This is a genomic window from Streptomyces sp. RPT161 (assembly GCF_027533845.1).
Classification (GTDB): Bacteria; Actinomycetota; Actinomycetes; order Streptomycetales; family Streptomycetaceae; genus Streptantibioticus_A; species Streptantibioticus_A silvisoli_A.
This window is the reverse complement of record NZ_JAPZVN010000010.1, coordinates 227581-238835: the sequence shown is the minus strand read 5'-3', so window position 1 is coordinate 238835 and position 11255 is coordinate 227581. Positions and strand designations below refer to the sequence as shown.

The window sequence follows — 11255 nt, the reverse complement described above, 5'->3', positions numbered from 1 at the left end:
CCCGGGGCGACGCGCACGTGTTGTCGCTGTCGGGGCCGCCTTCACACCAACCGCTGCTCGGCCCATATGACCTTGCCCTGCGCGGTGTAACGGGTGCCCCAGCGGTCGGCGAGGTGAGCGATGAGGAACAGACCACGGCCGCCCTCGTCCTCGTCCGACGCGTAGCGCAGGTGGGGTGAGGTACTGCTGGAGTCCGACACCTCGCAGACCAGGGCGCGGTCGTGCAGCAGCCGTACGCCGATGCGGCCCGGCGCGTAGCGAATGGCGTTGGTGATGAGCTCGCTGAGTACCAGCTCGGTGGTGAACGCCTTGTCCTCCAGCCCCCATCGCTCCAGCTGGCGGCTGATGTCGGCACGCACGCCGGCCACAGCCGCAGGGTTCGACGGCAGCTCCCAGTTGGCGACCCGGTCGGGCGACAGGCGGCGCGTGCGGGCGACGAGCAGGGCGGTGTCGTCGCTCTGCTGGGAAAGCGGAAGCGCCGAGAGCACCTTCTCGCAAGTCTCCTGCGGACCGCGCCCATGGCGCGCGAGCACGGTGCGCAGGGTGTCCAGGCCTTCGTCAACGTCGTGCTCGCGGTCCGCGACGAGACCGTCGGTGTAGAACACCAGGCTGCTGCCCTCGGGTAGATGCATCTCAACCGCCTCGAACGGTAGGTCGTCCATGCCCAGGGGCGGGCCGTCAGGCAGTTCGGGGATGTCGACGGTGCCATCGGGGCGGACTACCGCTGGTGGCTGGTGACCGGCACGGGCCAGGGCGCAGCTGCCGGAGACCGGATCGTAGATCGCGTACAGGCAGCTGGCGCCCGCGATCTTCGGGCTGTTGTCCGTCGTGGCGGACTCCTGGTCAATGCGGGCGACGATTTCGTCCAGTCTGCCGAGGAGTTCGTCCGGTGCCAGGTCCAGGGAGGAGAAGTTCTGCACGGCGGTGCGTAGCCGTCCCATGGTGGCGGCCGCATGTAGACCTTGGCCGACGACGTCTCCGACGACGAGGGCGACGCGGGTGCCGGACAGTGGGATGACGTCGAACCAGCCCCCGCGCACACCGTCCTGGGCGGGGAGATAGCGGTGGGCGATGTCAAGTGCGTTCTGACCGGGCAGGCGCTGTGGCAGCAGGCTGCGTTGGAGAGTCACGGCCATCGCGTGTTCGCGGGTGAAGCGGCGCGCGTTGTCGATGCACACCGCAGCGTGGGCCGCCAACTCCTCGGCCAGTGTGAGGTCCCGCTCGTCGAAGATATCGCTGTCTTGCGTGCGCCAGAAACTCACGACCCCCAGGAGGACACCACGCGCCGTGAGCGGGGCCACGATGAGCGATGTGCATCCGACGTCCAGTACCCGCTGGAGACATTGCGCATCGGACGTGACTTTTTCGGATGCGACCGTCAAGTCGGCTACCAGGGTTGCCCGTTCACCGGCGCCTTCCTGGGCGGCCGTGGTGAACGTGACCGCCTCGCCAACGCGGCGCAACGGGTGGTCATCGTGCCGGCCGCTGACCGCCACGCGGCGCAGTGCAAGTGTGCGTTCGCCGGCCAGCAGTGGCGGATCCTCGCCGCGCCTCACTGCGTCGGCAAGGTCGACGGTCGTGTAGTCAGCGAAGCGGGGGACGACCACCGAGGCGATCTCCTCGGCGGTTCGGCGGACATCCAGGGTGGTGCCCACAGCCATGTTCGCGTCGTAGAGCAGGCGCAGCCGACTCCGGGCGAGCTGGGCCTCGCCCGCCAGGGCACGCAGTTCGGTGCAGTCGCGCAGCGTGGCCGCACTGCCGGCTGGGCCTCCCGCCTGGCCTGTCGGGCGGACGTTCACCACCAGCGTCCGGCTCGCCACCGGCACCACCTCGTCGTTGGCCGTGTCGCCGCAGGTCAGCAGCTTCGTGACCCGGGGTGCGAGGCCGAGATCAGACACCGCCCGCTTCTCGGCGTCCGGGGGCAGGCCCAGGAGCCGATGTGCTTCGTCGTTCGCCAGGACCACCGTCCCCCCACCGTCGACGATGACCACTCCTTCGCGCACGGAGTGAAGCACCGCGTTGTGGTGCTCGTACATGCGGGTTATCTCGGCCGGTCCCAGCCCGTGCGTCTGCCGCCGCAGCCGCCTGCTCACCAGTGCCGAACCCGCCGTTGCCAAGGCCAGAGCGGCGGTGCCAACCCCGAGGATCACCGGCAACTGCCGCTGGAGCGCGGACGTCACCGAGCTGATTCTGAGCCCGGATGCCACCGCACCGACGACCGCGCCGCGAGAGTCGGTCACCGGGACCACGGCCTCCACCTTCCGGCCGAAGGGAGCGTCGATCTCCTCAACCGTGGAGCGGCCCGCCAAGGCCGGCCCCAGAGTGCCGACGAACTTCTTGCCGATCAGCCGCGGTTCAGGGTGCGTGTAGCGGGTGCCCTGCCGATCCACGACCACCACGAAGTCGAGCCGACCCTCTTCGCGAACGGCGTCGGACAGCGGCTGAAGCACGGCGGTCGGGCTGGGCCCGCCCAATACGGACGCCATACCGGGGCTGTGCGCGAACGCCTCGGCCGCGGCGAGCGAACGGGCCCGCGCCGCTTCTAGCCGATCGCTGTGTGCCTTGAACAGCAGCATGGCCAGCGAGGCCACGACGAGGGACACCACAATCAGCACCTGTAGAGCGAACATCTGACCGGCGACGCTGCGGAACCAAACCAGCGGCTGCCGCCCCTCCGAGGAGCGCTTCGTCTTTCTGGTGGTGTGCCATGTGTACTTCAAAATCGATGTCCCTCCCCCGATTCGTGGGGAGAAGCCGACGCCGTTCGGCGAGCCGCTCCACGACCGTACGGTCGTGGAGCGCAGGAGTGGCTCGGGCGTCGGCCGACGATCAGGGTCAAGGGAGTGGGCCCGCTGCGCCGACTGGGCAGGAACTCCGCGATCTCCCTGTGGCCACGCGCGGTGGCGAGGCCGCGACGCCACGTCTCCACCAGGCTCAGGGCGCCGTTGCGGCGGCCAGCCGTGCACCAGCTCTGGCGGACTCGTGAGTCGTTGGTGGTCAGTGTTACGGTGCTGCCGTTCACGGACGCCGCACCTGACGTCATAGCGGCCGCGTTCGCAACGCCTGGGGAAGTAAGGTCATTCCCACGGCCATCAGCGCCGCAGGGGTCGCGGCACGACGCTTGGCCGCATTCACGATCATCCTTTCAGCCTCGGATACGCTCACTCTAAGTTCGGCGGGGGCTGGTCGCCCTCCCCCGATCGGTTAATCGAACGGGTGACAACCGAACCCGCCAATCGGCCCCTTTGGACAACACCCCGCCGTCATGCGCTGTGGGGCACGTACGACGGCGGGTCCTGAGCCCGCTTCCCGTGGCTGGCACCTTGGGCGCGTCGGGGCGATGTACTGCTGGCGCGGCTGACCGGGGGTGCCCTGATCGGCCCCGAGGAGGGCCAACGGGCCATCGGATACCCGAGGATCGGGCTCCGCCGGGGCTTCGGGTGCGAAAGCCCGGTCGTTCACTCGAAGGGGCCGTTGCTGGCGAACGCGTGGGCGGCGAAGCGTTCGCCGATTCGACGGTATGCGGCCGCGGTGGGGTGTAGGCCGTCGGCCAGGTCGTCCACTTCCTCAGGGCCGAGGAGCTCGCGTCCGTCCAGATAGTGCAGGTGGGGATCGGATGCCCGCCGGGCCGTCACGATCCGGGCGAGCTCCGCACGAACCACCGTCAGTGACAGTGCCCCGTGGGCCACATCGGCCGGGTCGCCGAGGGCTGTCACCTCACCGTTCGGACCCGTCGTGGCCGGGCCGGGGGTGTCCTCGAAGGCTGGGCAGCTCAGGGGGGATATCACCAGCAGTGGCGTGTGCGGATGCCCGTCGCGGATGGTGTCGAGGAAGCCGTGTACCGCTGGGCCGAACGTCCGTCGCCGGAAGGCGGCCAGGCCGACGATGTTGATGCCGATCTTGAGGCTGATCAGGTCCGCGGGCATGTCGCGAATGGTTCGGGCGACGTAGGGGTCCAGCATCGCGTTGCCTGCCTGACTGAGGTTGATCACCTCAACACCGCCGAGCGACGCCGCCACCACCGGCCAGGTGCCGGTCGGGCCGTCGGCCCCGAGGCAGTGGCTGATGGAACTGCCGTGGTGCACCCACCGGCGTCGGCTGTCCGGCAGTGGCGCCAGCACCTCGCCGTCGGCGCGCAGCGCCACCAGTTCCGTGGGGGTCTGCTGCGGCAGCCACAGCTCGACGTTCTTCATGCCCGTCGGCAGCCCGGCGAACCGCACCGTACCGGGTTCGCCCGGGATCAGTTGCTGCACCGCCCCGGGGCCTGCCATCCGCAGGACGTTGCCCAACGGCGCCTGTTGGCGCCCGGCCGGGGCGCCGTCCACCAGCAGTTCCAGCGTCCCGGTCGGCTGTGGCTGCGGATCGCTGTCCAACTGACCTGTGGTGGTGAGGACATCGAACTCCACTTCCCGCGCATCGGTGCGGAACACCAGTCGCACCCCCGAGGGCATGACGGTCACCCCGTACTCCGTCGGGTCCTGATGCTGGTCCTTGGTCCATGCGGGCAGACGACGCGGCATCACCCCCGACGGCGTGGTCACCAGGTCCAGCGCACCCCGTATCTCCACCGGACCGCCCACCAGCGGAACCGACCGCATCGTCACTGCCACTGCTCCTGCCTTCCGACTGCCCCTGATGGGGCGTCAACTCCACCGATTCCCACATGCGAATGGCATTTGAGTATCCTTGATCACTGCGTCCTGGAGCGGGGGATGGGACTCGGCCCCGCGATTCGAGCTGGGCAAATACCGCGTGGTGCTGGGAGCTTGAGGCGCTGACCTGGAGTTCCGCAGCGACGCGGGACCGTGAACTGCACTCGCCCCGGTGTGGACGCCAGCTGTTCTGGTTCGTGCGTCCAGGTCCCGTGTCGGCTGTCCTAGCCTGAGGTCAGTACCAACCCAACACGCCTGACCGCCCAGCGGCATTCCACCAGCGCCACGCCGCTTATGGCATCTCGTACGCGTCGATCACCGGGCCGGGAACACAGCGTGTTCCCGCTCCCCAGCGGTCAAGCGGCGTCACGAGCGGGGCTCGAAAATCCAAGGCTAAGGACATCGCAAATCGATGGGTAAATCCTGGTAGGTTTGAGGGCGGAGGTGGAGCATGGCGAGCCAGGAAGAGCTGTTCGCGGCCGTGGACGCCCTACTGGAGGGTGAGCCGCAACTCCCGCCACCCGAGGAGCGAAAGCGGCTGCGGGAGGCCGCTGGTGTCACGCAGGCGCGTCTGGCCCAGGTCCTGCAAACGACGACCCAGACCGTGAAGAACTGGGACACCGGCCGCAGTGAACCCAGACCACCACGGCGCCAGGCCTACCTGCGCCTGTTGGAGGGCTGGGCCGCGAAGTACCCCAAGACCACCCCCGACGCATCACCGGCGTCGCCGCCCGAGCCGGAGCCAGTGCCGCGGACCTCCACCACGAACACTCCACGACGTCCGGTTGACGTCCCTCAACAAACCACCCCGGCACCCCCTGCGGTGAGCCCTCCTTCGGCAGGCGCCAGGCGCGTGGTGAGCACCAAGCAGGCGTCCACGCCGCATCGCCCGGCTGCGAAGAAGGTCGCGCAGCCGGCCCTCGACCAGCGGTTCCCCCATGGCCCGCTCGGTGTGTTGGACGGGGATGGCATGGTCTACTGCCCCGGTGGTGTGGTGCTGGACTGCCCGGCGACCACGATTACGCAGTTGGTCGAGTGGACTTTGCAGGACTCCGGGATCGGCGCAGCGCGGCTGCACCGCAACGGCAAGGATGCCGATCCGCTGGTCGTGTTGACCGCGTCGGCGGCCGTGAAGCTCGGTCTGCCGGAGCGCCTGGAGGGCCCAGAGGCACGCCGTAGCCTGCGCCTGCCGGAGGACCACCCAGTGGTCAGACAAATCGCGCGTGCGAAGTGGAAGTTGACGCAGCGTGGGTTCGGGCCGTGGCCCAGGATCTACCGTCCCGCCAAGGGCAGCGAGCGGCAGTGCGTGCAGCTGGCGATCTTGTCGTGGGACGCCCTGGACGCCAGGGCCTGGGGAGAGGCGGCCGACCTGCCCCCTGCTGAACTCGCCAGGGTGCTGGGCGAGTTCGCCATTCGCGTGATCACCCCGCGAGGCTCGACCGCGGTGTGCGGTTTGGAGTTGATGACCGCGTTGCGGCCGCCGACGCGTGCCGCCAAGGACGCGTCCGGTGCGTGGGTCTCAGCGCCGAACCCGGGTGCGCTGACTGCCGTGGTGGACCCGGCGCCGCCGGAGGCCCCGGCCGAGCATCCGGTCGCCCAGGGCTGGACGGACGGGTTCCTCGACGAGGAGGCCTACCAGTGGGTCCGCGACGTGGACCTCCTCAGTGACGAGGAGTGCCTGCTGCCCTTCGCGGTGGGTATCGACATCAACACCGCGTTCCTTGCTGCCGCGGCGCGGTTGACGGTCGGGCTCGGATCGCCCGTTCACGTTGACCGCCCCTCCTTCGACAAGAAGGTCCCCGGTTCCTGGTACGTGGACCTCTCCCACGTCGAGCTGGATCCACGTCTGCCCAGCCCCTTCACCTCCACAGGCGAGCGCCCCTCGGGACCTGCCTGGTATCAGACCAACTCCGTCGCCTACGCACAGGAGTTGGGCTACGAGGTCACCCCCGTCGAGGCGTTCCTGCGGTACGAGACGGGTGCGTACCTGGATCCGTGGCACGACCGCCTCAGGGCCGCCTACGTGGCCACGATGGGCGACCTCGGTGTCCCTGTGGGAGGCGACGTCGGTGAACGCGCCTTCCTGGAGGCGATGGAGCAGCACAAGCAGACCGATCCGGGCCTGGCGTGCGTGTTGTCAGCGATCAAGTCGACGGTCAAGGGCGGTATCGGGAAACTCCGGGAGCGCCCTCAGGGCCGCCACTACCGTGACGGTGAGCGGTGGCCGGCACTGGAGCGGCCGACGTGGCGGCCGGACATTCGGGCCGCGGTGATCGCCAAGGCACGGGTGAACATGCACCGCAAGATGCTCAACGTCGCGAAGGCGACCGGACGTTACCCGCTGGCGGTGCTGTCGGACTGCGTCGTCTACCCAAGCCCGGGCCCGTCACCGCTGGACTTCCTGCCGCTCACCGAGGACGGTCGCATCCTGCCGGGTACGTTCCGTCTTGGCGCCAGCCCGGGCATGGCGAAGCTGGAGGGTGTTCAGGAAATGGCGTGGGCGGTGGACCTGATGGAGCAGGGCTACAACCCCGCCCGCCACATCAAGGGCGGCGACGCCGTCATGGACGCGGGGGAGTAGGACCGTGACCGAGATCCACAGAGCCCTGGAGCGCGCCGAGCAGGAGACGTTCACGCGCTCCATCCCGGCCACGACGTACGGCCAGGTCAAGTTCCTGCTGGAACAGGCAGAGGCAGCCGACCGCAAGGCGATCCGGGGCACCGACCTGAAGCCTGCCAGCAGGGCGGAACTCGCCCGTCGCGTCGCCGTACAGATCGGCGTCAGCCAGCGCACGGTAGAGCGCTACCGCGACAAGAAAATCAAACACGCCACCAAAGACCACGCCACCCGACTGCGGGCCCTGGTCCTCGCCATGTGGCAGCCCCGCGTCCGAGCGCAAGCCCGAAACAAGGCCGCCAGCACCGCCGGCATCACCATCGAGACCCGCGCCCGCTTCGGCTACACCGCACCCATCGGCACCACCGACGACGGCCGCATGCGCCGCCTCACCGTACATCTGCCAGCACCTTACGCACGCCGCCTCTTCGACGCCCGCGAACAAGGCGCCACCGACCAGCAGATGCGCGGCATCGTCGCCGAGGGGCTCCAAGAGATCTACTTCAAAGACGAAGGACGCCGTGCTCTGGACCTCGAAGTAGAGTTCACCGACATCGACTACATCGACGTCGCCTTCTGAAGAAAGAGGGAAGCGAATGGCGAGCATCAACGTGTGAATGAGCAAAGGCAGCTCGTCAGTGCGTAAGTCATGGCTGGGAGCGCTGTGGGGCCTCGTGGGTTCCGGCCGCGCGCAGCCGCGCGCGGAGGGCCTGGAGGGAGCACCGGGGGATCGGTCTGTGGGGCCTCTCAGGGCAGGGCGTGGCTTCCGGTGCAGATCGGATGCACCTACTACGAGCCGCGCTACTTCGCGAACGCACTGAGCACGCGCTTGAGCCGGTCGACATACCCGAAGACGCGCCGCTCGGGCGGCGGCGTCGCCAGGGCGATCACCCGCGTGACCGCCCGGTCCGTGGCGGCCTCTCGGTGCCCGACTGCCGCGCCCTGGGCGCTCGCGGCTCCATGCCGGCTGCATCACCGCCCGAGGTCGGTTACGTTGATAAAGCACCTGGTCAGAGGGGGGCAACAAGCCGCAACCTACCGGGGACGCTCCATGACCGGTCTGACCGTCATCCTGCTGCTCGTGGTCCTGGCCACAGCGGTGGCGACCGGTGCCCGGCGCTGGAGCCTGCCCGCCCCCTCGCTCCTGGTGATTGCCGGTCTGGTGGTTGGGCTGATGCCCTGGGTCCCAGAGGTTCGTCTGCCGCCTCACGTGATCAACGTGCTGGTGCTGCCGCCACTGCTGTTCGCTTCGGCCGGGGAGATCTCTGTCCGTGACCTGCGTACCGTGTGGAGGCCTGTGACCGGCCTGGTCTTCGGGCTGGTCCTTGCCTCAGCCATCGCCGTCGGGTACGTCGCCCGAGCGCTCACCCCGCTCACCGCCGCGACCGCGTTCATCCTCGGCTCTGTCCTGGCCAGCACCGACCCCGTGGCCGTTACCGCGCTCGGTCGGCGCCTGGCTCTGCCACCGCGCGTGCAGGCCATGGTGCAGGCGGAAAGCCTGTTCAACGATGCCACGTCCCTGGTCCTGTACAAGGTCGCTGTGGCCACTGCGGTTTCCAGCAGCGCCATCACCGTGCCCGGGACCGTCGAGCAGTTCTTGATCCTCGCAGGCGGAGGAGCTCTCATCGGCGCGGCGGTTGCCGCAGTGGTGACCCTCATCCGCAGACGGACCGAGGACCCCATACTGGAGACCGTCATCGCCCTGGTCACCCCGTATGCCTCGTACGTCATCGCGGAGCAGTCGCACACCTCCGGCGTGACCGCCGTCATCGTCTCCGGGGTTGCCCTCAGCAGCACCGGCCACAAGCTGAGCAGCGCCCCCATCCGCCTCCAGATCCACGCCGTCTATGAGACTGTGACTTTCCTGCTGGAGAGCGTCGTCTTCGCCCTCATCGGCCTTGAGCTACCCTCCGCTGTCCGTCAGCTCGCGCACGACGAGCACGGCTGGCCGCTGTGGGTACCGGTGATCGCACTCACCGTGCTGGCGATCCGCCTGCTGTGGGTCTTCCCGCTGTCCGCCCTTATCCACCACCGGCACAGGGAGGGCGACAGTCGCCTCTCCTGGCGCGTCCCGGCCGTCTTGTCCTGGGCAGGCACCCGAGGCGTCATGCCGCTGGCCGCCGCGCTCTCCATCCCCCTGACCACCCACACTGGGGCGCCGCTGCCGCACCGGGCGCTCATCCTCACGCTCACCACCGGGACCATCGCGCTCACTCTGATCTTCCAGGGTTTCACCCTCGCCCCTGTCGTCCGCCGCTCCGGCATCGCCCTGGAACCAGAGCACACCGCCCGCGAAGAGGCCCGCACCCGCCGACGCATCGCTCACGCCGCTCTCGAAGAGCTCAAACAGCTTGGCGATCTGGATCAGCTCGCCGATCTGGGTGCCGCCGCCGAGGCCGCACTGAAACAGGTCCGTCGCCAACTGGAAGCGCGTATCCACCAGGCCGAAGATGCCCACTACAGCGACCCGGACGCCCGTCCTGCCGACGCCTACCGCGAGATACGCCGGACACTCATCGCCATCGAGGCGGCCGAGCTTCAGCGCCTCTACGAAGCGAACAAGATCAGCTACGCCACCCGGCGGCGGATCCAGCGCGAACTCGATCTCGAAGAAGCCAGCCTCCGCGCCCGCGGCTGACGGCCAGTCCCGCTCACACAACGCGACGGCCTCGGCGCGCGGCCACTCGGGAGGGACCGCTGTGGACACGGGAAGGCAAGCCAACTCTGGAACTCCCCAGCCCCGCAGGTGAGTTGCTCGCTGGAGTTCTTCAGGACTTCTCGGGGGCCGGTGCGGGGGCCGCTCCGTTCATGCTTGGTGCTGGGGTCGAGTTCCGCAGCGCCTCCAGGATCGCCAAACCCTGTGCGACGATTCCCGATGCGACCTCGTTGACCCCCTCGGTGCCGTTGAGGACAGTCAGGCGGGCCCCGGCGATGCCCTGGGCGGCGGCCTCGGTGAGTGCCGGCAAATTTTCCACTACGCGGTTCGCGGCGATGAGTTCCTGGTTGCCGTCCCTGAGCGACGCCGCCCGGGCGCTGTTGGCGTCGGCTTGAGCCTGCGCGACGGTCCGCTCGGTATAGGCCCGACCGTCCGCCTCGAACTTCGCCTGGTCACGTTGGGCCTCGGCCAGGGTGCGCTGCCGGTACGCTTCCGCGTCCGCGGGGCGGCGTACCTCTGCTTCCAACCGCTGTGCCGCGAGGGCAGCCTGACGCTGCGCCAAGGAGGTTTGCTCTTCGATGACTTCTTGGGAGGCCTTGGCTTGGGCCAAGGGGCCCGCCTGCGCAGCACGGGCGTTGGACTGCTCGGTCTCGGCCAGGAATCCCGCCCGCTTGATCGCCGTGTCGCGTTCGTACTCGGCCTTCAGAGCGGCTGCCTGCTGTTCGCGCTCGGCAGCCTCCTGGTCGGCCTTCGCCTGCGCGATCCGGGCCTGGCTGGCGACGGCTGCCGCATGCGGGGCCGCCAGGTTGTTGATGTATCCGGTTGCGTCCGCGATCTCCTGGATCTGCAGGGCGTCGACGACGATGCCCAGCTTTTCCATCTCGGTGTGGCTGGCCTCCTTGACCTCCTGCGCCACCCTGTCCCGCTCCCGGATGATCTGCTCGACCGTCAAACCGCCAACTATCGAGCGCAGATGACCTGCGAAGATACGGCCGGAAAGTTCCTCCATACGGTCCTGTTCGGTAAGGAAGCGACGGGCTGCGTTGGCGATGGACGTCGAGTCGTCGCCCACCTTGAACACCGCGACGGCGCGCACATTCAGCCGGATACCCTGCTGTGTGACGCACTCCTCTACGATCTCCGCCTCCCGAAGCGCGAGAGACAACATGCGGGCCTTCTGCTTGATGGGAAGGACGAAGCTGCCGTGTCCGGTGACGATCCGGAACTGCGTCTCCTGCGCCTGGCGCTTGGACCCGGAGATGAGCATGGCCTCGTTGGGTGCCGGAACGTGCCAGAACAACATAAGAGGCCTCCTGTCGTGTCGAGGGAG

6 protein-coding genes are annotated in these 11255 nt (G+C 68.6%); 3 read left to right on the top strand and 3 right to left on the bottom strand.

What is annotated here, in order from left to right; genetic code table 11:
• Positions 1–41 precede the first annotated feature (41 nt).
• A complete protein-coding gene (locus tag O5O46_RS21365) occupies positions 42–2630 on the bottom strand; it encodes a SpoIIE family protein phosphatase (protein WP_269857125.1) in 2589 nt (862 codons plus the stop codon).
• 828 nt (positions 2631–3458) lie between these two features.
• Positions 3459–4598 carry a GDSL-type esterase/lipase family protein gene (locus tag O5O46_RS21360; protein ID WP_269857124.1) on the bottom strand — a complete coding sequence of 380 codons (1140 nt, stop codon included), beginning with the start codon at positions 4596–4598 and terminating at the stop codon, positions 3459–3461.
• Positions 4599–5103: 505 nt separating this feature from the next.
• Here O5O46_RS21360 and tap point away from each other — a divergent pair.
• From tap to O5O46_RS21345, 3 genes are all read left to right on the top strand, one after another.
• The gene (tap, locus tag O5O46_RS21355) at positions 5104–7233 is read left to right on the top strand and encodes a telomere-associated protein Tap (protein ID WP_269857111.1); all 2130 of its coding nucleotides are present in this window, start codon (positions 5104–5106) and stop codon (positions 7231–7233) included.
• Between the two features lie 4 nt (positions 7234–7237).
• Positions 7238–7849 carry a telomere-protecting terminal protein Tpg gene (gene tpg / locus O5O46_RS21350; RefSeq protein ID WP_269857110.1) on the top strand — a complete coding sequence of 204 codons (612 nt, stop codon included), beginning with the start codon at positions 7238–7240 and terminating at the stop codon, positions 7847–7849.
• 471 nt (positions 7850–8320) lie between these two features.
• On the top strand, positions 8321–9907 hold the full coding sequence (locus tag O5O46_RS21345) for a Na+/H+ antiporter (protein ID WP_269857109.1): 1587 nt from the start codon (positions 8321–8323) through the stop codon (positions 9905–9907).
• Between the two features lie 130 nt (positions 9908–10037).
• Here the strand turns inward: O5O46_RS21345 and O5O46_RS21340 are convergent, their stop codons facing one another.
• A complete protein-coding gene (locus tag O5O46_RS21340) occupies positions 10038–11228 on the bottom strand; it encodes an SPFH domain-containing protein (RefSeq protein ID WP_269857108.1) in 1191 nt (396 codons plus the stop codon).
• Between the last annotated feature and the right edge of the window lie 27 nt (positions 11229–11255).